This is a genomic window from Sphingomonas sp. CD22 (assembly GCF_034556155.1).
Lineage (GTDB): Bacteria > Pseudomonadota > Alphaproteobacteria > Sphingomonadales > Sphingomonadaceae > Sphingomonas.
The window spans coordinates 67,756-93,955 of record NZ_JAYDYX010000006.1 but is presented as its reverse complement, the minus strand read 5'-3'; the positions used below and the strand labels follow the sequence as shown (position 1 = coordinate 93,955).

At 62.9% G+C, this 26,200-nt stretch carries 16 protein-coding genes; 8 read left to right on the top strand and 8 right to left on the bottom strand.

Going from position 1 to position 26,200, the window contains the following annotated elements; all coding sequences use genetic code 11:
* Positions 1–183: 183 nt before the first annotated feature.
* Both SFC76_RS12920 and SFC76_RS12915 read left to right on the top strand, forming a co-directional pair.
* Positions 184–750: a hypothetical protein gene (locus SFC76_RS12920; RefSeq protein ID WP_322849843.1), complete on the top strand. Its 567-nt coding sequence runs from the start codon at positions 184–186 to the stop codon at positions 748–750.
* Positions 751–1,164: 414 nt separating this feature from the next.
* Positions 1,165–2,202, top strand: a complete 1,038-nt coding sequence (locus SFC76_RS12915) for a cupin-like domain-containing protein (RefSeq protein WP_322849842.1) — start codon at positions 1,165–1,167, stop codon at positions 2,200–2,202.
* 93 nt (positions 2,203–2,295) lie between these two features.
* On the opposite strand, the gene SFC76_RS12910 is transcribed toward SFC76_RS12915, so the two are convergent.
* Together SFC76_RS12910 and SFC76_RS12905 are read right to left on the bottom strand one after the other, a co-directional pair.
* Positions 2,296–5,766 carry a glycosyl hydrolase 2 galactose-binding domain-containing protein gene (locus SFC76_RS12910; RefSeq protein ID WP_322849841.1) on the bottom strand — a complete coding sequence of 1,157 codons (3,471 nt, stop codon included), beginning with the start codon at positions 5,764–5,766 and terminating at the stop codon, positions 2,296–2,298.
* Between the two features lie 82 nt (positions 5,767–5,848).
* Entirely contained in the window at positions 5,849–6,754 is a 906-nt protein-coding gene (locus SFC76_RS12905) for an ROK family protein (protein WP_322849840.1), read from the bottom strand.
* A 302-nt stretch (positions 6,755–7,056) separates the two neighbouring features.
* Here SFC76_RS12905 and SFC76_RS12900 point away from each other — a divergent pair, with 302 nt between their 5' ends.
* The 4 genes from SFC76_RS12900 (at position 7,057) to SFC76_RS12885 (ending at position 13,444) form a co-directional block, all read left to right on the top strand.
* On the top strand, positions 7,057–10,233 hold the full coding sequence (locus SFC76_RS12900; protein WP_322849839.1) for a TonB-dependent receptor: 3,177 nt from the start codon (positions 7,057–7,059) through the stop codon (positions 10,231–10,233).
* 84 nt (positions 10,234–10,317) lie between these two features.
* Positions 10,318–11,889, top strand: coding sequence for a tryptophan halogenase family protein (locus tag SFC76_RS12895; protein WP_322849838.1), 1,572 nt, complete (start codon positions 10,318–10,320; stop codon positions 11,887–11,889).
* Between the two features lie 93 nt (positions 11,890–11,982).
* Positions 11,983–12,198 carry a hypothetical protein gene (locus SFC76_RS12890; RefSeq protein WP_322849837.1) on the top strand — a complete coding sequence of 72 codons (216 nt, stop codon included), beginning with the start codon at positions 11,983–11,985 and terminating at the stop codon, positions 12,196–12,198.
* On the top strand, positions 12,152–13,444 hold the full coding sequence (locus SFC76_RS12885; protein ID WP_322849836.1) for a sugar MFS transporter: 1,293 nt from the start codon (positions 12,152–12,154) through the stop codon (positions 13,442–13,444). Before SFC76_RS12890 ends, SFC76_RS12885 begins: the two co-directional genes overlap by 47 nt.
* A 219-nt stretch (positions 13,445–13,663) precedes the next feature.
* On the opposite strand, the gene SFC76_RS12880 is transcribed toward SFC76_RS12885, so the two are convergent.
* The 4 genes from SFC76_RS12880 to SFC76_RS12865 all read right to left on the bottom strand — a co-directional run bounded on the left by SFC76_RS12880 (position 13,664) and on the right by SFC76_RS12865 (position 17,992).
* Positions 13,664–14,470: a polysaccharide deacetylase family protein gene (locus SFC76_RS12880; RefSeq protein ID WP_322849835.1), complete on the bottom strand. Its 807-nt coding sequence runs from the start codon at positions 14,468–14,470 to the stop codon at positions 13,664–13,666.
* A gap of 71 nt (positions 14,471–14,541) precedes the next feature.
* Entirely contained in the window at positions 14,542–15,639 is a 1,098-nt protein-coding gene (locus tag SFC76_RS12875; RefSeq protein ID WP_322849834.1) for an SGNH/GDSL hydrolase family protein, read from the bottom strand.
* Complete coding sequence (locus tag SFC76_RS12870; RefSeq protein WP_322849833.1) at positions 15,636–16,652, bottom strand: glycosyl hydrolase; 1,017 nt, start codon at positions 16,650–16,652, stop codon at positions 15,636–15,638. The genes SFC76_RS12875 and SFC76_RS12870 overlap by 4 nt, the downstream gene beginning before the upstream one ends.
* On the bottom strand, positions 16,649–17,992 hold the full coding sequence (locus SFC76_RS12865; RefSeq protein WP_322849832.1) for a cellulase family glycosylhydrolase: 1,344 nt from the start codon (positions 17,990–17,992) through the stop codon (positions 16,649–16,651). Before SFC76_RS12865 ends, SFC76_RS12870 begins: the two co-directional genes overlap by 4 nt.
* 550 nt (positions 17,993–18,542) lie before the next feature.
* On the opposite strand from SFC76_RS12865, the gene SFC76_RS12860 reads away from it, so the two are divergent.
* Positions 18,543–21,923: a TonB-dependent receptor gene (locus SFC76_RS12860; protein WP_322849831.1), complete on the top strand. Its 3,381-nt coding sequence runs from the start codon at positions 18,543–18,545 to the stop codon at positions 21,921–21,923.
* Between the two features lie 108 nt (positions 21,924–22,031).
* Entirely contained in the window at positions 22,032–23,081 is a 1,050-nt protein-coding gene (locus SFC76_RS12855; RefSeq protein WP_322849830.1) for a cupin-like domain-containing protein, read from the top strand.
* Here SFC76_RS12855 and SFC76_RS12850 read toward each other — a convergent pair.
* Positions 23,029–24,876, bottom strand: a complete 1,848-nt coding sequence (locus tag SFC76_RS12850) for a glycoside hydrolase family 9 protein (protein WP_322849829.1) — start codon at positions 24,874–24,876, stop codon at positions 23,029–23,031. The two genes, SFC76_RS12855 and SFC76_RS12850, sit on opposite strands and share 53 nt — an antisense overlap.
* Entirely contained in the window at positions 24,873–26,114 is a 1,242-nt protein-coding gene (locus SFC76_RS12845; RefSeq protein WP_322849828.1) for an ROK family transcriptional regulator, read from the bottom strand. Before SFC76_RS12845 ends, SFC76_RS12850 begins: the two co-directional genes overlap by 4 nt.
* Between the last annotated feature and the right edge of the window lie 86 nt (positions 26,115–26,200).

The window sequence follows — 26,200 nt, the reverse complement described above, 5'->3', positions numbered from 1 at the left end:
CGGATGCGGCCGTTTTCTCATTTCGCGTTCTGTGTGCACCTACGCACGGCGGCAATGCGGTTGGCCATAACTAGTTTCCTGCTATCAGGTGCATGCTCGACGGCTCCATCTAATCGAGCGTCGGACGATGTCCTAAGGTCACCCATCTTCGTCAAAATTGCTGACCGAGTATTTAGAACACGCTTGGCAGAGGTGCAGCTCGTCTCGAAACGTGGCGAGGCCAGTAACACTTCATACAATCCCCAAGATGAGGACACCGGGAAGATTGACGCTGAAAAGCTCGCACGAGACGCCTCAAGGTCATCAGCGCCTGTATCGGCTGGCCTTCTACAAATTGTTCCCACCGTACTTTACGAAGGGCGACCGCCAAATATCGATTGTGTAAGCTGGCGTTGCCGGTCAGCCAAAGCTGGCGTTGCCAACGATCTTCCTGCGAGCTTTATGCTCGTAGACCAACACGATTTGAGGCAGCTCGAAGCTTACTACAACGGAGACAAAAACGTTTTTGAGCTTTTGTCTGCTGTAGAGCCGTTTAACGACAAGCCTAAGGTTGCGTGTCCGAAGCAGGATACCACGCCGTCAGGTTCTGACGTCAAAGTACCATTAATCATCACGTCTTGTTACGCCGTCGTTCGGCTCTCTCCACAAGTTCTGGCTGTCTGGCCGCTTGATCCCAGAAGGCGCGAAAACGCCGAGGCGACAGCGGCGCGGCAAGCTCAAGCTCTGGCACTTGTTTCTAAAACGGAATGACGAAGGCACCGGAACTGTGGCTCAGCTCAACATGCCACCATGAGGCGAACGTCCGCTCTCCTCTCCATTCACGACATCCATGACGGTCGATCATGCGACAAGGCCATTCAGCGCGGAGATGAATGAATGTCTGAAGATGGGGAGTGGGGGAGGGGGCGCGAATGTCCGGGTTTGGGTCCTTACCACTTTGCTTCTGCGGTAATCTGCCTCCTGGTCAGCCTCTGCGTCGTGATGGGCAGCCGCCGCGCTCATCGCGACCAAGCTTCTTCGGCCCTTTGCCGGCCGGATCTTCAACTGGAAGGTATTGTGGTAACTGATTTTTTCCGAGGCCAGCAAGCCAGGCCGGCACTTTGTGATCGGATGGTCTTTAGCCCAGCGGCACCCGACGCTAGAAAGCTTTGAGGAGCACCGAGTATGACCATCCAAGCCAGCGTCGACGAGAGCGGCCCGGTTGATGCGGCGCGGTTCGCAGACGAGATCGCGACGCGATCTCAGCCGATCGTACTGCGCGGTCAGGCGGAGCGATGGCCGGCCGTCATGGCGGGGCTCCGTTCCACCGAGACACTCGTCGACTACATGAAGGCTATGGATCGCGGCCGCCCGGCCGAGGTGCTCATCGGGCCGCCGGAAATCGAGGGTCGGTTCTTCTATGACCCAACGATGCGGGGCTGCAATTTTCAGAAGAGATTCGGATCGCTCAGCGGACTGCTCGACAAGCTGCTTTCGCTACGCAGCGAGGCCGAGCCCGTCGCCTTGTATGCGGGCGCGGCCGCGGCGGATGATCACCTCTCGGCCTGGATCGAGGACAATCTCCTGCCGTTCGTGCTGCCGAATGCGAAGCCGCGCATATGGGTCGGCAATCGGACGCATGTCTCCACCCATTTCGACGAGGCGAGCAACGTTGCGGTGGTGGTCGCGGGCCGGCGGCGCTTTACGTTGTTCCCGCCCGAGCAGGTCGGCAATTTATATGTAGGACCCTTCCATCATACCATCGCCGGACCGCCGGTCAGCATGGTGGACGTCGAGAACCCTGATCTTGAACGCTATCCGAAGTACGCAGAGGCGATCCCGCACGGGGTCGTGGCCGATCTCGATCCGGGCGACGCGCTCTTCATTCCGCCGTTCTGGTGGCACAACGTAAAGGCTTCCGCCGCGTTCAACGTGATGGTCAATTACTGGTGGGGCGAGCCGCACGCGATCTCGCCGATGGGCGCGCTGAGCCATGCCATACTCGCGATCCGCGATCTGCCGCCTGCACAGCGTGTGGCCTGGCGGCGCTGGTTCGATCACTATGTGTTCGACGACGGCGCGTCGCATGCCGGCGATCACCTGCCGACACATGCCCGGGGGGTGCTCGCGCCACCGTCAGAAATGCGGAACGCCCACTTCACGTCGCAGATTGCCGAGGGTCTCAGTCCTCAGCCCGCGCCCGTAAGCCGCAAACCCAGCTGACGCTCAGGGGAGGTGGGACGCCGGGATGTCGTGGCGCTTACGAGCGAAGGGCTCAACCACCGGTTGCGTCCTTCGCGCGTCATCGCACTTTCCTCAGCGCGCAGGTTGCCGCGCGAGCGTGATGAAGTGATCCGATTGCGCGACATTCCATCCGCGCAGCGTCAGCGCTGCCGGCGCCTGGCCTGAACCTCTGGGATAGCGGATCTCGATGCGCTTCTCCTCTCCTGGCAGGAGCGCCACGTAGTTGTCACTGTAGAACGCCGGAAGGATCCGTTTGCCCTCGGCATCGACCAGCGTCAGCTTCGCGTTGAGCGCCGGAACAGCGGTATGATTGGCGAGCGTCACCGTCACGACGTTATCCTCGCCATCGACCGCTTGAGCCGCGGCCGAGCCGGTCAACGCCACGGTCCGTAAGGTGTCGAGCATCCGGTAGGAGGCTTCGGTCTTCCCGCGCCAATAGAAGTTGTCCGCAACCGTTTTGCCGGCACGATCGATCAACTCGAGCTTGACCAACACCATCGGGTTGGAGGCGAACAATCGCTCGAGTGGCACCGGCGCCAGAGGCGTGGCCATGTTCGCGCCTGCATCGACAGCGTCCTCACGGAGGAAGAGCTGGGTGTTGTCGAGTCCGACGACACGCGTGCGGACCTTCAGCTCAGGTTGCGCATCCTGTGTCGTGTTGAGGACGACGAGCTCGTTGCCCGGTAGGTTGAGTTGGACATGAAGCGGCTCCGCGGCCTTCTTCGCACCGTAGTAGGAGGCTTGCGTGTCATAGTCCCAGCTGTAGATCTGCCACGTGTTCGACGGCCATGCGGGATGGGTCATCCAGAGCAGTCGCCCGGAGTTTTTCGTCCACAGATGGCCGAGGAACCCTTCGTACATCGCCTTGTGAGTCTCGAGGTTCATCATCTGCGCCTTGCGCTCGAAGTCCGCGAAGCTGGTTCCAGCGCCGAACATGGTGTCGAGCGTGGTCATGAACGTCTTGGTGTCGCCATTCCCGGAGAAATGCCAGTCATGGTACGCCAGGGTGTCGCTCAGCGGCCAGGTTTCGCTGTCCGGCATGTTGGCGCGTACGGACTCGATCGTGGACAGGGACGGCGTCCCGGTCTCGACCGAGAAGCCCGTCGCAAGCCCGGTGAAATACCCCACCGGCGGACGATAATTGTAGGGTCCGGACCCCTGCAGGTTGACGACGTTGGAGCTGCCCGTGAACCAACGCGTCCCGTCCTCACGCGCGATTAAATCGTCGAGGCCTTCGTTGAGGGCCGGATAGGGCACCCCTTCGTTGCGGCCGAACCAGAGGATGATCGAAGGGTGGTTGCGGTAGCGGCGCACCACGTCGTCGGCATTCTTGAGGAACAACGCCGGATCTTGCGGCTCGACCTGAAAGTTCTGGGTCGATTGCCAGAAGTCGTTGAGCACCATCATGCCGTTTTCGTCGGCGAGGTCGTAGAATTCCTCTTCGGTGTTGTTGCCCATCCAATTGCGGATGACATTCATGTGTGCCTCCTTCTGGAGACGGAAATAGGGCGCGAGACGGGCCCGTCCGATACGCTTCATGGCATCGTCCATGCCCCAATTGCCCCCGCGGGCGGCGATCTGGACGCCGTTTACGCGGATCGTCAGGTGCGGTTCGGGCATCGTCGACGTGATCGTCGTAACCGCCGGAGAATGCTCCCCTTGGGGCGTCAGAGATTCGGCCCAGCCGTTGGGAGACTGCTTGATGGCCTGATGGCGGACGTCGATCAGACGTTCGCCGCGCAGGCTGCCGTCGGTGAATTGGAGATTGACCCGGCGAAGGGCGCCGGCTGTATCGAAGAGCGACAGATCGTAGCTGACTTCGCGGATGCCGAACTTGTCGGTGCGCGTGTCCGAGAGCTGGCCGTCGGCCAGCGCTTCCAGGGAAAGTTGGTAGAGAGCCTGTTGTCCGTAGCCGTTCGGCCACCACAATTTCGGGTTGGCGACGCGAAGCTGCGCGAATTCGGCGGGTGTGAACACGACCTTGGTTTCGCCGGGGGGCGCCATCACCGTCTTTTCGACACGGACGTCGCCGAAGGCAGCGCGCACGGTGATGCGGCTGGCGGTGGTACCTGCGTTCTGGACCGGAACGGTCACGTAGACGTCTGCACTGTCGGTACGGGGTAGGGGCAGGTCGGTGACGACATGCGGATCGAGCAGTCGAACCGTTCCGTGCGCCAACAGTTCGACGGGCCGCCATAGCCCCGTGTTGCGGTCGCGAATGCCGGGTATCCAGTCCCAGCCCTCGGTGGCGACGAACGTCGGACCGTCGATGGCGAGCTGCCCTCCGTTCTCTCCTACGCCAGCGCTGATCGACTGCTCGTGGGGGATTCCCGGATGAGGCGGCGGAGAAACGCGGACCGCCACGACGTTCTCACCCGCGACGGGCACAAGGTCGAACTGGCCACGGATGAAGGCCCCGCGGGTGTCGCCCAGCTTATGGCCGTTCGCCCAGACTTCCGCCGCATAGTTGATGCCGCCGAAGACCAGCGTGAGGCGCTTGCCGGCAGCATCGGCAGGCACCGTGAAGCTCGTGCGGTACCAATAGTCCTGCCGCGCCAGGTTTTCGGGGATCTTGAGATTGTTGAGCCCGTAATAGGGATCGGGATATACGCCGCGGTCGACCAACGTCGTCAGGACGGTCCCAGGCACGGTTGCCGCTCGCCACGTTCCGGTGGGCCGGCCGGGGCGCGACAAGGTGGCGGCATCTTCGCGCACCTCGGGCGCCGCGGCGAGCTGCCACCCGTTCACCAGCCAGCGACCGTCACGTTCACGTGCGAGCCCCGTCGGGGGTAAGGGCGTGGGTGCGCTTGGCGCGGTGGTCGCGCTGACCCGGGCCTTCGGCAAGGTCCAAGCATCCTGCTGCTGCGTAAGGCCGATATTGGCCTGCTTCTGAAAGGGCCAGCCGACGCCGACCTGCCAGAACTGCACCAGGTCGAAATCTGGCCGCGCGCGAACGGCCGCCGCGATCTCGCCGGTGTCTAGCGCCACGGCGTCGAATCGCGCAGCAACGAGCGATCCGCCGAAATGACGCGGCCCTTCGCCGCTGTTCGTCACCGGTGCGACCGCCAGGCGGGGGGCGACTTGGGTGGGGCGGTTCGCGACGGACGCGACCTCGCGACCATTGACGTACAGCTTCAGTGTTCGACCGTCCGCTACGGCCGCGACATGGGTCCAACGGCCTGCAGCCAGCGGGGCTCCGCCGGTGATCGTCCTCTCCCCATCCGCGGCGGCTGCGCGGCCGTTGGCGAGGCTGAGGCAGCGACAGGCCCCCAGCGGATCACCGATGGCGAGCACCGCACCGGTTGCGCTGGCTGTGCTGGGACGGATCCAGGCGGACAGTGTCCATGGGGCGTCGGCGCGGACCGCTGTCTCGCCACCCGTCAGCTCGCGCTCGACCCCGATCCCGCCTTCCAGGATAGCGACGTTGTAGGGGCCGGCATTCGTGATTTCCGGCTGCATGACTGGCGCCACGGCTTGCGCAGCCAGCGCATAGGAAAATGCTGTACCGAGCAGCAGGGCGGCGGTTAGCGGCAACGATCGCATGAAGGGACCTCTCCTGAGTTTCCGGGCTCGACTTTCCGTCGGCTGATTGGTTCTACGTTTATCATGCCCGACCTCGTGTCGGTCAGGCTTCCGCGGTCCATAGTCGCGCAGCTCCGCGCATACCGGACGCGTCGCCCCAACGTGCAGGGACGATGCGCCCTTCCCATAGGTCCGAGAAGGCATGGCGGCGGACGATCGCGGGAAGATCCGCATAGATTTCGGCGACGTTCGACATGCCTCCACCCAATACGACGACTTCGGGATCGAGCAGGTTGGCGACCATGGCCAGTACGCGCCCCAGCCGATCGATGTACGCATCCAGCGCAGCACGCGCCGCGGGATCGCCCGCACGGGCCGCTGCGACGATCTCGGGCGCTTTGAGAGAAAGGCTATGCTCGGCCTTGGCGGCGCGAGCGAACCCCGTGCCGGAGACCCAGCTCTCGATGCAGCCCGTTCGCCCGCACCAGCATGCCGGTGGCGGCAGCTCGTCGCTGCGGGGCCAGGGTAGAGGTGAGTGGCCGATCTCGCCGGCGATGCCGTGAGCGCCGTCGAGACATGCGCCGGACAATATGATGCCGCCGCCCACCCCCGTACCGATCACGAGTGCGAACACGCTTCGCGCGCCGGCCGCGGCGCCGTCTGTCGCCTCCGACAGCGCCAGGCAGTTCGCATCATTGACCAGCTTCACCGGCCGATTGAGAACAGCAATTAGGTCGTTTCCGAACGATCGGCCGTTCAAGTAGAGTGAATTGCTGTTGCGCATCAATCCGGTGTGCGGCGATGGCGATCCGGGTGCGCCGATGCCGACGGAGCATGCCGTTCCTCCCACGACGTCGGCAGCCGCGACGAACCCGGCGATCGTGGCGAGCGCGGCGTCATACGTGCCGGGGTTGGGCACCCGCTGCTGCCACAATGTCTCGCCGTCGGCACCAAGCAAGACGGCTTCGATCTTGGTGCCGCCGAAGTCGATACCCAGGGCCGGTATCATATCCCGGGGCGCTCGATGGCTGCGGCAGCCATATTGTTCTGCAAAACGGACGTCCTCTCTCTGCTGTCGCGACCGCTGCCCGATCATCACTCCCAAGCATGCCGGGAATCATAATAAACGCAAATTGATTTTGTTATTGACCGTATGGAATCAATGTCTAGAACGATAACGTCGAGACAACGGTAAGTTGCGACTGGCAGGCTGGGAGAGGGTGGGGGCGACGAATCGCCGATCGGCTCGATCTTAGCATGTCAAAACGTTCGCCAGTCGCTGGCGACTTCGGTGCTGAGGGAGACGGTCGAATGTTGCGTGCACGGTCCAAGAATATGTTGATGGTCGCGGCCTCCGTGACGGCGCTGGTCAGCAGCGATGTCGCGCTCGCGCAGCAGACGTCCACGACGCAGGGGGTGTTGCAGAACGCACCGACCGATCAGGCCGCATCGCCGACCGCCGCCGCGGCCGATCAGGCGAGCGAAGCCCAGAATCCGACGTCCGCCAGCGATGCGGCCGCCGAAACGCAGGACATCGTCGTCACCGGCATCCGCGGATCGCAGCAGCGCGCGGTCAACCTCAAGCGCGACGCGGCGTCCGTGACGGACTCCATCTCGGCCGAAGACATCGGCAAGCTGCCCGACGTGACGATCTCGGACTCGCTTCAGCGCATCCCCGGTGTGCAGATCCGCCGCGACGCCGGCGAAGGCGCCGCGATCAACATCCGCGGCCTCCCGCAGGTGACGACCCTGCTGAACGGCGAAGCGTATCTCGGTGCGCAGTCGATCACGACGATTCAACCGAACTTCAACGACATACCGTCTCAGTTATTCGCAGGCGCGGACGTCATCAAGTCGAGCACGGCTGATCTGCTCAACGCCGGCATCACCGGTACGGTGAACCTGCGCACACGCCGTCCGTTCGATCTGAAGAAGGGGTTCACAGTCGCCGCGGCCGCGGAAGGCGCCTACGGGGACAAGACCAAGGAGTTCGATCCGAACCTGAACGGGCTGTTCGGCTTCCGTGGCGAAAAGTTCGGGTTTCTGGTGTCCGGCGCCTATTCGAATCTGCATCTCTCGAACTCCCACAACGGGATCCAGGAGGGCTATGGTGCGGCGCTCCACAACGAGCAGTTCAACACCGCGGCCAATCCCACCGGCGATGTCGACCTTAGCAACGGCTTCTCGCCGGCTAATCGCACCAGGGGGACAATCGTCGGGACCGGCCGCGACGTGAATGGCGATGGCGACGCCAACGACGCCTTCATCGTTCCTCAGGGCTTCACCGCTTGGGACAAGGTCAACCAGCGCGAGCGTATCGGCGTAAATGCCTCGGCGCAGTGGGAGATCAGTGACGCTCTGACGCTGAATGCCGACGCCTTCTTCACGCGCCAGAACGAGAACGATCGCACCGCCGGCATCCAGATGCAGAACGTCAATTGGCAGGCTGGCGAATTCGTGCCGGGTCAATCGCGGAACACCGGCTCGGTCGTGTCGCTCAGCAATGGCGGCGTCACCCGCGATTATGATTTGAACACGACGCAGGTCTATAATTATGATCTGGGCAATTTCGATTCCTATGCGCAGAACGACCGCTTCAAGTCGCAGTCACAGAACTACAATGTCGAGTTGAAATACGACAACGGCGGCCGTTTCAAGGCAAGCCTGCGCGGCGTCTACGGCAAGGCTTATTCTAATTACGACCAGAGCTATCTGCAGTTCAGCCCATCGAACGGCGCGCAGTGGCAGCCGGGCGGCATCGGCCATTATCCGATGGGCGATGTTGCCTTCAATCCGAGCGGCTATGTGGTCAACACGATCGCCGGTTCGGCATCGTTGCCGGCAACGGTCGACTTCACCGGCAATCAGCCTGCGTTCACTTTGCCGTCGGCCCTGACGTCGAGGCTCGGCAATATCGACAGCTACACGATGAAGACCACGTCTTCCGAGGGGAATTATCGTCGGAAGGGCGACCTGAAGATCATCCGCGGCGACGTCTCGTACGAGGCCAACGACAACGTCAGCCTGAGCGCCGGTGGAAGGTACAGCGAGCGCTCGGTTGATGACTTCGAGTTCGATCGAGCCGCGCCGCTTTACGCGGGGCAGGCGTCGCAAACGGGCGGATGCTTGGTCAAGTGGAAAGCGTTCGACGTGCCTTTGAGCGACAAGTCCTGCTACGCTGGCACCGGCACGTTCGATACCCCTGGCTTCAGACCCTACACGTCAGGTGTCGTCCGCAAGGCCAGCGACCCGATCTTCAACGGACAGGTCAAGCAGTTCAATCTGCCTGGAGCCGGGCTACCGGCGATATACGTGCTCGATCCCAAGGTCATGGACAACGCGCTCGGGTTCCAGAACAGCTTCTACCCTGGCAACGTTGAGATCCAGAATCCGGGTGCTTCGTTCAACGTAGGCGTGAAGCAGATCTCGGGCTACGCCCAGCTCAACGTGAAGGGCGACGTGTTCGGCATTCCCGTATCCGGGAACGCCGGCCTAAAGGTCATCAACACGAAACTTGACATCACCCAGTTCGTCACCGGTTCGCCACGCCCCTATGGTGTCGCCAACACGGTGAACGGAACGGTCGAGACAAAGCGCAGCTTCACCGATTTCCTGCCGGCATTCAATCTGGCGTTCAGCTTCGCCGACAACCTGAAGCTGCGTCTCGCCTATTCCAAGACGATGACGCTGCTCGATCTCAACCAATGGGGCGGGGGTCTCAATCCGAACTACGCGATTGACACGAGCAATCCGGGATCGCCGGTGTTCCGCGTCACCGGCGGTAGCTCGAATGGCAATCCTCAGCTTGATCCCTGGCGCGCCAGCAACGTCGAAGGGTCTTTAGAATATTACATCGGGCGCAGCAGCCTGCTCAGCGTCGGTGCGTTCTACATCGATGTCGCCAGCTTCATCCAATCCGGCAACATCGTGCGGACCGACCTGCCGGACAACGACGGCGTTGTACGCAACCGAACCGTATCGATCAGCACTCCGGTTCAGGGCGATGGCGGGACGCTCAAGGGTGTCGAGGCGGGTGCCAAGCTGTCGTTCAACGACTTCGGCTTCATGCCGACGATCCTATCGAACTTCGGTATCGATGCGAACATCACCTACTCTCCGTCAGATTCGGGAGCGATCGATCTCAAGGGCGACAAGATACCGTTCCAGGACAATTCGAAGATCCAGACGAATTTGGCTGGCTTCTATCAAGACAATCATTTTCAGGCGCGCGTCGCTTGGAACTACCGATCGAAGCGCGCGGTGCAGCAGGATTTCGGCGGCATCAGAGGTTTAGAATTATACCAACAGCCGACCAACTATGTCGATGCATCGATCAGCTATGACTTCACCCCCAATCTGACGCTTTACGCACAGGGGTCGAACCTCACCGGCGAGTATGAGAAATACTATCTGACGTTCCCGGACGAGAAGGCGTACAACAACATCTACGAGCGGCGGTTCATGGCAGGCGCGCGTTTCAAGTTCTGATCCGCGTTGACACCGCAAACGCCCGTCATCCTGTTTGGGGATGGCGGGCGTTTGCGTTCGGACGCAGGGGTTGGGGAGGTGATCGTGAAGGATGCAACGAAGCCAATGCCGGGAACGGGACCGCTGCGGTCGATCGTCATCGTCGGCGGAGGGACCGCGGGATGGATGGCGGCGACGCTCCTCGCGCGCCGGCTCGATCGTCAGTCCGTCGCCATCACGGTCGTTGACTCCGCCGACATTCGTACCGTGGGCGTCGGTGAGGCGACCGTCCCGGGCATACGGGATTTTTTCCGGCAGATCGGCGTTACCGAGCAGGAGGTAATGGCGGCCGCGCAGGGCACCGTGAAGCTCGGCATCGAGTTTGTGGATTGGAAGCGCCAAGGAGAGCGGTTCTTCCACCCGTTTGGTCTATATGGAATGCGGTCACGCGGCGTGGCGTTCCATCACTATTGGCGCAAGATGAACGCAGCGGGCCACCCGACGCCGCTGTCCGATTTCTGTCTGGCGACCGCGCTCGCCGAACGAAACCTCTTCATGCAGCCAACCGACAGTCCGGTTCACGACCTCCTCTTCTTCGATTGGGCGGTCCATTTCGACGCGGGCCTGTTCGCCACCTTCCTTGCCAAGAAGGCGAGCGAATGGGGCGTCGGGCATGTCGACGCCACGATCACCAACGTTCGCGTCGATAGAGCCACGGGGTTCATCGCGGGCGTCGATACGAAGTGCGGCAAGACGATCGAAGGCGACCTGTTCATCGATTGCTCAGGCTTTCGGTCGTTGCTGCTCGGCGATGCGCTCGGCGTGCCATACGAGGATTGGACCAACCTGCTGCCCTGCGATCGTGCGGTTGCCATGCCGTGCGAACGTTCGGGGCCGCTCACGCCCTTCACGCGCAGCACGGCGCTTTCCGCCGGATGGCAATGGCGGATTCCGCTGCAGCACCGGGTCGGCAACGGCTACGTCTATGCAAGCCGCCACATCTCGGACGACGAGGCCGCTGGGACCCTGAAGGGGCGGCTTGAGGGCGCAGCGCTGGCTGAGCCGAACATCATCCGCTTCCGTACCGGTCGTCGCCATGCCTTTTGGCAGGGGAACTGCGTCGCGCTCGGCCTCGCCGCGGGTTTCATGGAGCCGCTGGAATCGACGAGCATCACCCTTATTCAGACCGGGTTGGAGAAGTTGCTCGCCCTGCTGCCGGATCGCGGTTTTGATCAGGCTCTGGCGGAGGAATACAACAGGACCACGGGGCTCGAGTACGAACGTATCCGGGACTTCCTGATCCTGCATTATTTCGCGAACGACAGGCGAGGCGAGCCGTTGTGGGATCGCTGTCGAGATACTGCCCTGCCCGAGCCGCTGGCGCGCAAGATGAGGTTGTTCAAGGCGCGCGGGCACCTCGTGCGGTATGAATGGGAATCGTTTCAGGATCCGAGTTGGCTATCGATGTACGCCGGTTTCGGTATCGATGCCGCGGCGCACGACCCGCTAGCGGATCATTTCTCCGTATCTGATCTCGAAGCGGCGTTCGAGCGGATGAAGGGTTCGATCCGTGATGCCGTCGCGCTGGCGGAACCGCACGAAACCTTCCTCAAGGCTTCCGCCGGGGCTTCGGCGCCTCCTGCAATCCGATCTATGCATCGCGCCGCCGATGTATAGACCGTCCGACCCTCCGGTTTCGAGGATGCCGCCGAAGCCCATCGTTCGGCCCGGCTCGGGGCAGGCCCATCGGGGGCGAATCCGGACCGCTCGGTGGACGACATCGATGCCGTCGACGATCCTGTCTTGGCTGAAGAGGTGCGGCTTCGTCTCGCCTCGCGCTACCGCTCGATCCAGAGATCGATCGCCTATGGCGCGACATTGCCGCGCCGGGCTGCCGCGGCTTATGTCGCGGCGTTTCTCGTAAAGGGCCGTAAACCAGATGCACGTCGATATCGGATCCACACCAGCAGCCGCAGGCGACGCTAGCCACGGCTATGATGCGCCAGACCTCCGGGTGTTTGTTTTTGCGCTGTTCTTCATCTTCGGCGGCATCACCTCGCTCAACGACATCATCATCCCGAAGATGAAGGAGCTCTTCACGCTCGACCACGCGACCGCGATGCTGGTCCAGTCGGCCTTTTTCCTCGCGTATGCGCTATTCTCGATCCCCGCCGCCGCGATCGTCCGGAAAGCGGGCTATATGCGGACCGCGTCGCTCGGCCTCGTGACGATGACGGCGGGCTGCCTGTTGTTCATTCCGGCCGCGGGGCAGGCGAGCTTCGGCATGTTCCTGTTCGCGCTGTTCGTGCTCGGCGCGGGCATCACCGTGGTTCAGGTTGTCGCCAATCCGCTGATCTCCGCGCTCGGCCATCCGAAGTCCGCCTCGAGCCGGCTAACCTTTGCACAGGCCTTCAACTCGCTCGGCACAACGATCTTTCCGTATGTCGGCTCCGCGCTGATCCTCGGCGGCCTGGCGACGGTCGACTCGTCGAAGCTCACCGGTGCCGCGCTCGATGCCTATCGGTCCGAATCCTCGCGGACGGTGGTACATACCTATATCGGTCTTGCGATCGCTCTGCTGATCGTCGCCGCCGTGGTGTGGACCCGCCGCAACCGGCTTAACGAAGAGCAGGACCAGACCGGAAGCATCTTCCACGCGTTCACGCTGCTCAAGCGTCCGCGTTTCGCGATGGGGACGGCGTGCATCTTCCTGTACGTCGGCGCAGAAGTCGCGGTCGGCTCGCTGATCGTCAATTACCTGATGCAGCCGAGCGTCATGGGCCTCAGCGACGTCGCTGCCGGCAAGCACGTGCCCTTTTACTGGGGCGGGGCGTTGGTCGGTCGGTTCATCGGCGCATATGTGCTGAACAAGGTGTTGCCGGGCAAGGTGCTGGCCGGTGTCGCGACGGGCACGCTGGCGTTGATCCTGATTTCCGCGAACACCGAGGGCGCGGTCTCCGGCTGGGCATTGCTGGCGATCGGGTTGATGAACGCGGTGATGTTTCCCACGATCTTCTCGCTGGCGTCCGAGGGTCTCGGCAAGCGCGCGGCCGAAGGCTCGGGTGTGATCGCCACGGCGATCGTCGGTGGCGCGATCATCCCGTATTTGACCGGCATGCTTGCGGACAAATCGGGTAGCCTGCATTTCGCGCTGTTGCTGCCTGCGATCTGCTACGCGCTGATCCTGCTCTACGGCCTGTATGCGCGCAAGCCGGCAGCCGCGACAGCCTAGCAACCGGCATTTGCTCGTTGGATCCATGGTTTCAGCGGTTTCCGGGCGCATGGGATTGGTGACTGAAGGCGGTCTTGCGCAAGGCCCCTTCAGTGACTCTGTCGGAAGCCGCTCGCAACCTTGGTGCAGTGTCGATCGACGGCTTACCGCTTCGAATGCTTGGCCTCGAGGTCTCCTATCGGGAATAGATCGCCAGGTTCAAATCGATAGGACCTGATCTCAGCGGCGGCTGGCCGGGTGTTTCGCATCAAAAGGCCCTCGCTGGTGCGTCGCTTCCCATGTCAACGCCTTGCTTAGCGTCGTCGTCCAGACGTCCCGTTTGTGGGAACGCAGCCAGTTGATCAAAGCACGATGCGCTTCGTTCGAAATCGCGAGGTGGTCGCCACCGATGCCGTGGAACAGGAACACCGCGATGCCGCCCGCGGCCTCCGCCTGTCGAGCATAAGCGATCAATTGTTCACCCGACGTATGTTCGGCGAAACCGCGGGCGGGGATGTGCATGACGTCGCGGGTTGCACCGTCGACGGCAAGGTCGGCCGGTGTTGCCGACACCCCACGAACCGAAGTGACGAGGCCAGAGGCCGCGAGCGGACCTAGATAGTCGGCACCGCCAGCGACCGTCTGGCCGCAGGGCGTGGCGAAGGCGTGACGGCTTTTGCCGTCGAGCGCGCTCAGCAACACGTTCTGTGCCGCAATCTCCCGCAGCATGGTTGCCGGAGTGTAGGCCTCCGCGGTGTAGTGCGGATCGGCAGGATAGGTGGCCGCCGCACACGGATGGAATATCGTATGGTTGCCAAGCTCATGCCCGTGCGAGGCCACCGCACGCCAGCGCGCGACATCGGCTTGGCGGACGCCAGACAGGAAGAACGTCGCCTTGAGACCTGCCGCATCCAGCGTCGGGATGGCATGATCCAGCTGCGATACGAGCGCATCGTCATACGTCAGGACGATCGCCGCTCTCGCCTTGCCCGGCCATGCGGTGCGCGCCGCGACGGACGAGGGCACCGCCGTCACGGCGATCGCCAAACCGAGGATCGCGGACCATCGCGTTCGGCGCGATCGATCCCCCCCCGGGAAGCGGGCGTGCCGCCGGCCGATCATCGCTGTGCCCACAGGCCGGGCTGGCCATCGAGATAGGCGGTGATCGCCGAGGCGATCTTGCCGTCGTCGGCGATCGACGGATGGGCGTGACAGGCATCGAAGGCCAGGCCACGGACGGGGACGAACGCGACCGGTTCTCCCTCCGCTGCCAGATGATCTGCAACCTTTGCGACCTCAGCCGCGATCTCGCCACCCGCCATGTCGGTCGCCCATAGAAGGATACGGCCTCCGGGATCGTCGGCATGGATGCGGTGGACGAAATAGATGTAGGTCCGTTCGAAGTCTGCATGCAGCGCGGCGCGGCTCGGCCAAGGTTCGCCGGGGCGAAGCGGTGTGGTGAAATCATTGGTGCCGAGCGCGATGACGATCAGTTGCGGATGCCACGCCGGGTCGCGATAGCGTGCGCGTCGATCGAACAGTGTAAAGGGATAAGCGGCGGGGAGGGTGGTGGCCGCCATGCCATCGTAGTTGCGAACGATGCCGCGGCCGGAAATGGCGTTGACCTGATAATCGGCATCGTAGTGGCGCGCGAGTTGCGCCGGCATCGCTTGCGACGTATCCGTCGTCGCCCAAACCTCCGCTTCGGTGCAATCGCGTTTGGTCGCGCGATTGCCGTAGCCGACGGTATGCGAATCGCCGATGAACTCGATTTGGCGCGCCCGGGCGGGCGGGGCCAATCCACGGGTGCGGGGCGTGGCATAGAAGCCGCCGAACACGGTCGGCGCGGCTTGGCTTTCGCTTGCGACATCGGCGCGGACGATGTGATCGCCCGCGGCCAGACCGTGGATCCTGTAGACTCCGGGGCCGGGCTTCACGAGCGGCGCGATGGGGCGTCCGTCGACCGTGACCCGCAGGATGACGTCACCTGCGCCGAGCTTCATGAGCACCTCTCGGCCCCGGAACGCTGCCTCGAAATAGGTGCCTGGCCATTGCCGCCGGTATCCTGTCGCGATCCGCTCGACGCGGCCACCGACATGAACCGCAAGCGGCGTGCCGACCGCGACGGCGGTTGGGCTGACCGTTGGAGTGGCGGCGACGCTCGCCGATGCCGCGAGCAGCATTGCGAGCGGCAGCGCAAATCCGGTTCTCATCATCTGGTCCTCAACGATGCGGGAAGTTCGTCCCGGGTGATGAAGCGCGTCGTGTTGTAATCTCGGCGCAGTTGGTCGGGCCGGTTCTGGTCGTCGCCCATCAGCCAGCGGCTGTGCCAGGTCATGAACCACAGCCAGTCCGCCGACGGACCCAATTCCGCCGGATCGGGCACCGGCCCGTTTTCGTGCAGACAGATCGGCACATCGTCGCCGACGATCGCCTTCACCTGCGCGAACATCGGCGCGAGATTGCCGTGATCGTGTGCGTAGATGTCGGCACCGGCGACGTCGACCGACGCGCGACCGGGATACCAGGCGGGGTCGACGTTCTGCCCCGCCCAGCCGAGCACCCAGATCAGATTATCGAGTTTATGGACGTGGGTAAATCGGTCGTACATCAATGCCCACAACGCCTTGAAGGCATCGGGACCGTGCTTGCCCCACCAGAACCAGTCGCCGCTGAACTCGTGGAACGGCCGCCACAGCACGGGAATGCCACGGCCGCGGAGTACCGCGAGCAGGCGTGCGGTCTCGTCGAGATCACGCATCATCACGTCATGCTGCGCGGTGCCGACATGAAGCGCCGCCGCGACATCGAAATCCTGTTTGGAATTTTCATAGCCGGTGCCGATGTCGGGCGCCCCCCAATGCCAGCACAGCGTTACGATTCCGCCGGCCCGCGCCCATTCGGTCGCGCGCGCATTCACCGCGTCATTGTCGGGTGGATTGATATAATCGAGCCCGAGAATGGCGGGCAGCCGGCCGGTCACCTGCTCGAGATATGCGAGTTCGCGGTTGGGATTGGGTGGGATCGCGCCCTGTTCCTGCTGACCTGTCAGCGTCCGCTTGCCGTATTGGCTCCAAAGATAGGCATAGAGCCGTCGCGCGGCGGCCGAAGCCTGCGGATTACACAGCGTGCCCGCACGGGCACCGGAGCCGGCGGCCCAGGCCGGCAGCCCCTGCGCGACGCCGGCGACCGCAGTGAGTGCAAGCGCGTCGCGCCGGGTCAAGATCACAGCGCGGCCATCGCGGCGGCGTGCGTGCGGATGATTGCCTGCGTCGTCTGATCGCTGTCGAAGACGCCGTACCAGCCCTGCGGCTCATGAGGCGGATCCCCCATATAGCCGAGGTCGCCGCGCTGGAAGCGATGGTCGGCATGCGGCGTGCGTGCCTCGCCGTTCCACGCCCAGAAATTGGACCCTGCAAGGGGGCCGCCGCGCGCTGCATCCGCCTCCACCGCGGCATAAATCTGCCGATAGAACCGGTCCTTGTATGTCGTGCCTATCGACGGATCATAGGCATGCTGCCCATCGCGCGGATAGCCGAACTCCTCGATCACCAACGGTTTGCCCAAAGTGTTCGCCATCCGGATGTGCGCGTTGATATAATCGGCAACCTTCGCCGCGCCCGTTTCGTAGGTGCCGACGAGATTGCCGGCGTCCATCCAGCTCCAGTTGTTTGGCCAGATATGCGTCGTCAGATAGTCGATCGAGCCGGCGCGATGCGTCGCGAGCACGACATCCTCCCGCTCGATAGAGCCCTTGAGCCCTTCCGAGCCGGTCGAGACGAGATGGTTCGTATCCAGCGTCTTGATGAAGCGTGCGGTCTCGTCGACCCAGCGGTAGAAGTGCGGCAGATTGGGGAGGGCGACGGTCGCGGAGCCCGCCGGGCGCGGTTCGTTGGCGAGTTGCCACGCCATGATCGTCGGGTCATCGGCATAGGCGATCCCGGTGACGCTGTTGGTCCGCGAAACCAGTGCACGAACATAGTCGCGGTACATCGCTTGCGCTTGGCCGTTGGTATAGAAAGCGGCGTTCCAGTCGGCGAATTCGGGCCACGGGTGTGCCGGATCATTCATGTCGATGAAGCGGCCTGCGTTGACCCAGGACAGGTAGGTCATCATGCCGCCCGACCATTCCCAAAAGTTAGTCAGGTAGACCACTCCGGTCATGTCGCGCTTCGCCATTTCGGCAAGCGTCCAGTCGAGCCCCTTCAGCAGATCGACGTTATAGGTCGAGGTGCGATCACGAAATCCGGGGGTGATCGAATTCTTCAGCGGCGACAATTCCGCCGATCCGAGGATACGCAGGTTGCGGATGCCCAATGTGTGCAATCGATCCAGTTCGCGGCCAAGCCGCGCGCGGTCCCCATAAGCGGTGTGCGCGCCCAGCCATGCGCCATACCAGATATTGGCGCCCGCATAGCGATAGCGCCTGCCGTCGCGTCTGAAACCGCCGCCGTCGACGGTGACGAAGCGCGATGGGTCACGCACACCGTCGCGCCGCGGCAGCGTCGTGCATCCCGCCACCGCCGCAACGCCACCCAGCAGCGCGGTCCGTCGATCGATCATCGCCATATCAAACTCCTTCTTCGGATCGCGTCGGGTCAGATGTCCGTGCCACGCGGCGCGGGATCAGCCCGACATCGGCATCGGCTGAACGGCGGTCGGGTATTACCACCGCAGCGTGTCCCCGACGCGGTGTGGGTCCAGCGCGTTGATCATCAGCTCGTCTCCACATGGCGCTGAACGGTCGGGTCGTCGAGCCAACTGGCGACGTCATCGAGGATGATGAATTCAGCACGCCACTGACACCGCATGGCAAAGCTGCCTCCGCCCCGGCAATGCCCCTGGCTCGCAGTTGGGGATTCTCGGCCACTGAGTACGCCTTCATCGTGCCTCTTCCCAACGCAGCGAGCCTCCGGACCGAGCCCGCGGGCCATACCTGTTGCTCAAAAGCCTACTCCAATAGATACTTATATCAAGTTGCGATATTTTGCTTGTGGGTTCTTTTTGGCCGCGATAGCAATTCGCCAGACACGTTGAGCAACACGCCACGCAAACGACGACCAGACTGTCCGGCTTCGTACCGGGGGGCGGTTGCGGGATGAGGACTGAAGGGGAAGACATGATTACTCGCGCGAATTCGCATGCCGGTCGCAAGGCTGGCCGGGCTACGTTGAGCGTCGGCGTTTCCGTAATCGCCATTCTCTGCGCCGTGCCGGCCGTGGCACAAGATGGCGTGACCCCGACCAAGCCCGTGACCGCCGGCTCCCCGGGCACGACGTCGGGTGCCGCATCGGTCCAGGCTGGAACCGCCGCCACGGCTCAGGACCAAGCCGCTGCCACCACCGGTACATCGGGCGCATCGCAGGATGCATCGGTCACGCCGCCTGACGTCGATCGCGAGGAAATCGTCGTTACCGGCACCCGTCAGAGTTTGGCGACCGCGCAAAACATCAAGAAGAACAGCGACACGGTCGTCGACGCGATTACGGCGTCGGACATCGGCGCGCTTCCGGACCGTTCGGTCAACGAGGCGCTCCAGCGCGTTCCCGGCGTCGCGATCAGCCGCTTTGCCGCGCCGACGGATGCGCAGCATTTTTCGGTCCAGGGATCGGGCGTCGTCATCCGCGGGCTGTCCTACGTCCGCGGGGAGTTCAATGGTCGCGACACCTTCGCCGCGAATGGTGGTCGTGAAATCGGCTTCAACGACGTGCCGTCCGAGCTTGTTGGATCGGTCGAGGTCTTCAAGAACCTGACGGCCGATCTCATCGAGGGCGGTATCTCGGGTACCGTGAACATCAATACCCGCAAGCCGTTCGATACGGACAAGAACCTGCTCTACGTGTCTGGCGGGATGAGCTATGGCGACTTTGAAGGCCGCGGTACGCCATCGGGTGTCGCCTTGTTCTCGAAGCAATTCGATGTGGGCGGTGGCCGCATCGGCATTCTTGGCAGCGTTACTTACTCGCAGTTCCGCAACCGCGCCGACTCCGTGTTCCTGTCGTCATACCTGCCACGCTACAATGATGATCGGAATGGCAACGGCGTCCAGGATGCCGGCGAAGGCCGCACGATCAACGCCGGCACGCCGTTCGCCTCGACGTTGTTCGACACCTATCCGGTGCCCAACGGTGCCAGCCGCGTCTATGTGCCGCTTGGTGCCGGCTACCGGGAGGAGCACATCAACCGCGAGCGCCTCGGCTTCTCCGGTGCACTTCAGTACGAAAACGCCGACAAAACCTTCTTGTTTACGGGGCAGTATCTGCGAACCGACAGTTACGAGGAGCATCTCGATCGCACGATCGAACCGTCAGTCTATTATCCCGACGCGACTACAACGTTTCCCGTAGGTGGGGTAACGCCGACCTATGACGCCAATGGGGTTTTCACGTCGGGCGTACTTGGGCGCAATACCGGGGCTCTGCAGGGTAATCTGCCAAATGGAGGGGGCTACGGCCCGCTGACCCAGTTCGTCGCCAATGGTCTGAATACCGGCCTCACCAACCGATATTTTAACTCCGACTCCGTTACCCAGGATCACGCGATCAACGTGAAATGGGACGTGACTGATCGCCTCCACCTGAACCTCGACGGGCAATATGTGAAGTCGAACGTTAAGGGTCGTGATGACGTTCTTGATACGGCAACGCAGACGCAGGCGGCGATCGATACGCGGACCAGCTTCCCAACCGTTCAATTTCAGACGCCCGGCTTCAATACGGCGAGCTATTTCGCGAATCCCCAAAGCGTCTATTTCGCCGACGCATTCAACAATCGCAACATTAACGATGGCCAGGAATGGGCCTTCCGTGGCGACGCACAATACGACCTGGCAGAGGATTCTTTCCTGCGGAAGATCCGCGTCGGAGGCCGCTACGCGTCGCGTGATCAAACGGTCCGGACGAATGATTACCTCAATTGGGGTGCGGTATCGCAGACCTGGACAGGTGCGGGCCCGCAGTCGTTCGCCCAAGCGCCTGCTGGTACTTACGGATTACACGTATTCGACAACTTCCTACGCGGAGAAGTTGCCGCGCCGCCAAGCGCAAACTACGTCAATCCTGACATCATCAGCAATCACGATGCGTTCATCTCGTTGATCCGTGGTATCACGAAGGCCGGCGGCGGTACCTACGTGCCGATCGAGGATCGCGTGCGGTCTGACGGCAAGCCGCTGGTGGACGGATATTTCCTTCCGAACGAGGTCTATCGGAACACCGAGAAGACCTATGCTGCGTATGCCCGCCTGGATTTCGGCAAGGATGATTTCGTTCGAGACGGCATGAGTCTGTCCGGGAACATAGGCGTGCGGTGGGTTCGGACGCAGGACAAGGCGTTCGGTAGCATCAATTTTCCGCAATCCACGACGGTGTTCCGTCCCGACAACAACGTACTGCCCAACGGTACGGTCGGACCGGCACGCTATACCGATATTGCCTCTTACTGCGCCTTCCGCGCGGCAAGCCCTGGCTTGTTCAATACGGTGGACCCGCTTTGCACGATTCCACTAGCGCAAGCACAGGCGGCGTTGGCGTTCGCTAACGGCGGATCAACGCCGTCGATCGCCAGCCAATCCTATGATCGCTGGTTGCCGAGCTTCAACTTGCGCCTCGACTTCAGCCCTAAGTTCCTCATGCGTTTCGCTTATTCGAAGGCAATATCGCGACCGAACTTCGGCAGCCTGCGCAACGTCACGTCGATCAGTCCAAGCGGCGGCAACACGTCGGGCGTTTACAATTTCGACGGTGCCACCTCGAACTCCAATCCGTTTCTCGTGCCGGTTCTCGCCAATCAATTCGATCTGACCGCTGAATGGTATTTCGCTAAAGTTGGTCAGTTGACGGTCGCGGGTTTCTACAAGAGCCTGTCGGACATAATTCTCGATAACTTCGGCTACAATCGGACGTTCACCAATAACGGTCAGACATTCACGGCGAGCGTGACCGGTCCGAACAACGGTGCGGGTAGCAGCAAGATCAAGGGCGTCGAGGTGTCTTATCAGCAGACCTACGACTTCCTGCCGGGATTCCTGCGCGGCTTCGGGTCGCAAGCCACCTACACGTTCGTAGATGCAGGCAATCTGCCGAACTCGCTGCCGGCGAACGCCGCCAGCGATGGCAACCGTCCACCGTTGGACGTGGGCGGTTTGTACGACAATTTGCCTCTCGCTGGCTTGTCGAAGCACAACTTCAACGTGGCGGCATTCTATGATCTCAGCGTCTTTTCGGCGCGGGTCGCGTATAGTTGGCGTTCGAAGTTCCTGTTGAACAACCGGGACTGCTGCTTCCCGTTCCTACCTATCTACGCTTTGCCGACGGGGCAGCTTGATGGATCGGCTTTCCTGACCGTGGACCGAAACTTCAAGATCGGTATCGAGGTGCAGAACATCCTCAACAACACGACGAAGACTACTTTCCTGTTGAATGGTCAGGGGCTTGAGGCGCCGCGAACGTTCTTCAAGAGCGATCGCCAGTTTACATTGTCGACGCGCTTGACGTTCTGACCCCTTTCTTATCCGTCCCCCCTCTAAGGGTGGGGTGCCGATCGGCACCCCGCCCTTCTTTGTGTCTGTACGCGCTGCCGCTAAACGGTTGATAAAAAAGGGAATGCTATGAATTCCGCGATCAATGCCGCTGTCCGTGTGCGTGAGGTTAGTGAGGTTACCCCGGCGATATTTGCAGGCGAGATTGTGCCTGCCTATCAGCCGGTAATCCTGCGCGGTCTCGTGCGCCATTGGCCGGCGGTCGCTGCGGGCCAACGCGGCCCCGCCGCGATGGCGGATTACATCCGTCATTTCGACGGCGGCCGTCCGGCCAATGTCATGATCGCCGCGCCCGAAGTTGCGGGCCGCTTCTTCTACACGCACGATCTGACCGGATTCAACTTCACTCGCGCGCAGGTGCTGCTACCGATTCTGCTTGACCAACTGCTGGCGCAGGATGGCGATCCTGCTGCACCTGCTATCTATTCCGGCGCCGCATCCGCGCCCGATACGTTCCCGGGCTGGATTGAGGCCAATCCCCTGCCCCTGGCGACACCCGAGGCGACCCCACGCCTTTGGATCGGCAACGCTAGTCGCGTTTCCACCCATTACGACGTATCCAGCAACATCGCCGCGGTCGTGGCAGGACGTCGTCGCTTCGTCCTCTTTCCGCCCGATCAGGGTCCGAACCTGTATGTCGGCCCGCTCGACCGGACGATTGCCGGCCAACCCACGAGCATGATCGATCTCGAAGCGCCCGATCTCGCTTCTTACCCCCGCTTTGCAGACGCCATGGCTGCGATGCAGGTGGCGGAACTGGAGCCCGGTGATGCGATCTACGTCCCGTCCTTATGGTGGCACGACGTCAAGGCGAGCGGGCCGCTCAATGTGCTCGTCAATTATTGGTGGGGCCAACAAGCCGCCGCATCGCCGTTCGCGGCATTGATCCACGCGCTGCTCGCGGTGCGCGACATGCCGGCCGGCGAACGCGAGGCAGTCCGCAGCTGGTTCGACCATTATGTCTTCGGCACCAATGCGGCGCATGCCGCCGATCATCTGCCAGTTGCCGTACGTGGCGTGCTGGGTCTGCCTTCGCACGAACGGGCCGAGCGTATCCGCGACTATGTCATGCAGGCGCTGGAGCGCGGCGGACCCGCGTTGCGTCCAGAAAGGCGGTGACCCAGACGAGCGGCGCATTCCAGTTGATCGCGACCTCGTTCATCGTGAACGCACGCCAATCGTCCCGCCAGCATGTTTGACCGACGCACTTCCCTTTCAACACTTCGTCGTCGCGACGCGCGCCGTCGTTCGGGCCGCCCGACAGCACGCCGGGGGGCGGGGCCGGAAAGCGTGCATCGGCCGCCTTGGCCCAGAAGCGGTGATGCGGGTGATGCATCGTCCGCGTGCCAAATCCCGTTACGAACGAGCGGTCGAGCGCGTTGCGGCCGAACACATAGTCGGCGACGTCTACCACTGCGTCACGGTAGAGCGGCTTGCGTGTGATCTGCCACGCCACGCCAAGCACGATGGCACGATTGAGTAGCGTCGAATTCGAGCCCCAACCATAGTCCGATCCGGCGAGCGGCAGGCGGTAGCCGCTGCGCTCTCGTTCTGCGAGCAATCGGTCGGCCAGTGTGACGACATGCGCGCGGACCTCGGCCAATGTCGACGGGGGGAGGACGCTCGGGACGGTCGCAAGCGCTAACAGGCCTGCCAGTTCCGTGCCGCCCCAGCTTAGATCGACGCCGCCGCCATGCAGGAAGGGCGATGCCATCAGCACCTGCAGATAGCCAGCTTCACCGGTGGTCACGAACATCTGTGCGGCCGCCCAGAAGCGCTCGTCGGCGATCTGCTTGTCGCCATAGCCGCCGCTGCCGGAGAAATCCGAACTGGCGTACAGGTCCGGCACACGCCGTGCCGCATCCCATCCCCTGCGCGCCGCAGCAAGCGCCCGCGCGGCGAAGACAGGATCGGTGACACGCCAAATCCGCGCCGCCTGTGCCGCCACCGCGACCATGTTGAACGTCGCCGCGGTCGACGGCGGATAGAGGAAGCGGCGCATCGGATCAGCCGCTGGCGCCATCGGCAATCCCGTCCACTGCTCGTCCGCCACCTTGGTGTGAACCAGACCGCCCGCATCAATCACGCGAAAGTCGGTGGCCGGTCGACCGATATCTGTGCTGAACGCGACCGTCGATGTTGCCCCCTGCGGCACTTGCATCGAGAGCAGGAACGCGACTTCCACCTTGGCCTCGTCAAGCAGATCGTCCTGGCCATTGCCGTTTTCAGGCAGGGACAGTCGGCCATCCGCAAATGCTTCCCCGTCACCCCAGGCGGCAAGCCGTTCATGCAGATCGAGCAGCGTCCAGGCGGAGATGCCGCCGTTGACGGTATACTTGCCGTGATCGCCGGCATCGTACCAGCCGCCGGCCGGATCCAGCCGATAGTCGCACCCTGGCCATTTCACGCCGCGCTGGTCCTTGCCCGCAAAACAGGTGACGAGTTCACGCGGCTGTCCGGCGGCACGGGCGAGATCGGGCCGCTGCACGTAGCGCGCGACGATCGGCACGCCGCTGCGCTGCTGATAGAAGAAGCCCATCGCCGCGGTCGCGGCATCGGCGAACGGTCGATCGCGGATCGCGAACGGCTGGCTCATCACCGTACCGATCGCCAGGCGATAGCCGGCACCCCCGCGCGATACGCTGCCGAAATCGATCCGTTGCACCGTCTCGCCGGATGCCGGTTCAGGTCCGAACGGCAATGTCCTGCCTTGCGCAACCATGCGGCCGGCGGAGTTGAGCAATCGCCAGGACAGCGCTTTCGCATCGGCGGTCGCCACGATCGCCGTCTTCGGTCCGTCCGTTTCATAGCCGATCTGAACGACCCGGATCGTGCTGGCGGCCGGCTCCTCCGGCTCGCCCGCGCCGAGCAGAAGCGCAGCTCCGGCGAGGGATAGCGTGCGACGCAGGATCATCGGCGGCCACTTTGGATGAGGATCGAATCGGAAGGTAGAATATGATCCAGAAACGGCAGGATCGCCGCGCCGATCGCGGGGGCATCGCGCGCCATCACGGCCGGCATGACCGTCGCGCGCGACGGTTGCGGCACTGCATTCAGCGCATCGGTCAGGCCGTCGGCAAGGCGTTCGATCAGCGGCATCGGCAGCCGACCGCCGATGAGGATCGCGTCGGGATCGAGCAGGCAGTTGATCGCGACGAGCGGCGCGGTCAGCGCGCGCACCGCATCGGCCAGCCAGCCTTCGATGACCGGCGCCATCAGTGGGTCGCCGCCGCCCAGATCCTCAACGTTCGGCTTGGCAAAGCCTGCCCTCTCCAAGCGGGCAAACAAAGCCGAAAGCGACACCGTATCCTGCACCGTCGCGCCGGGCGGACCGGTGGTATCGGGCATCAACCCGATCTCGCCGCTGCGTGCGTTGGCGCCGCGATGATACGATCGGTCGATCACCGGACCGCCGCCGAGGCCGGCGCTTATCAATAAATAGAAGAAGCTGGGATTGTCGAAGCCGGTGCCATATTCCGCCTCGCCCAGCGCGGCGGCGGCGGCATCGTTATCGCAGTGGATCGGCCAGGGCAGCACCGATAGCATCGCGGACAGGTCGACGGCGTTCCAGCGATCGTAGCCGGCGGGGCGGTGGGGCAGGGCGATGCGGCCCAGGTCATCAGGGATCGCGACGCCTACGCCGAGAATACGGTCGCGGTCGACGCCGCCGTCGGCGATCACCCGGTCGATGTCTTCGGTTACGAAGGCGACGACGTCGTCAGGCATGGCGAAGGCGATCTCCCGGGTCGAGCGGCTGCGCACCTGTCCGGCAAGATCGAGCGTGACCAACGTCAGGTGATCGCGATCGATGTTGAGGCCGATCGCAAAGGCGCCATCCGGGTTGACCTGCAATCGCAGAGCCGGCTGACCGCGACCACCCTGCATTCGGCCGGCGTTGCGCACCAGCCCCATCTCGACTAGCCGGCTGGTGATGTTAGCGATGGTCGGCGCGGTAAGCCCGGTCTGCTGCGCGATCGCGACCCGGGTGGTATCGCCGCTTAGCCGCACCGCCTGCAACACGGCGCGCAGATTATAGTCGCCAGCGCGTTCGAGATTGGTGCCCGACAGGCTGCGCGACAGGCGGGCGTCGCGTCCATCGGCGAGGGTGGGATCGTTCCGCCCGTTCGATTTGCTGCCGAACCCGATCGCCATCCTCATCCTCTTTCGCGCCGTTCGACCCTAGGGGGGGTGGGGGCGTTCGTCACGTAGCTGGGCCGAGATATTTTATCCGCCCCCGT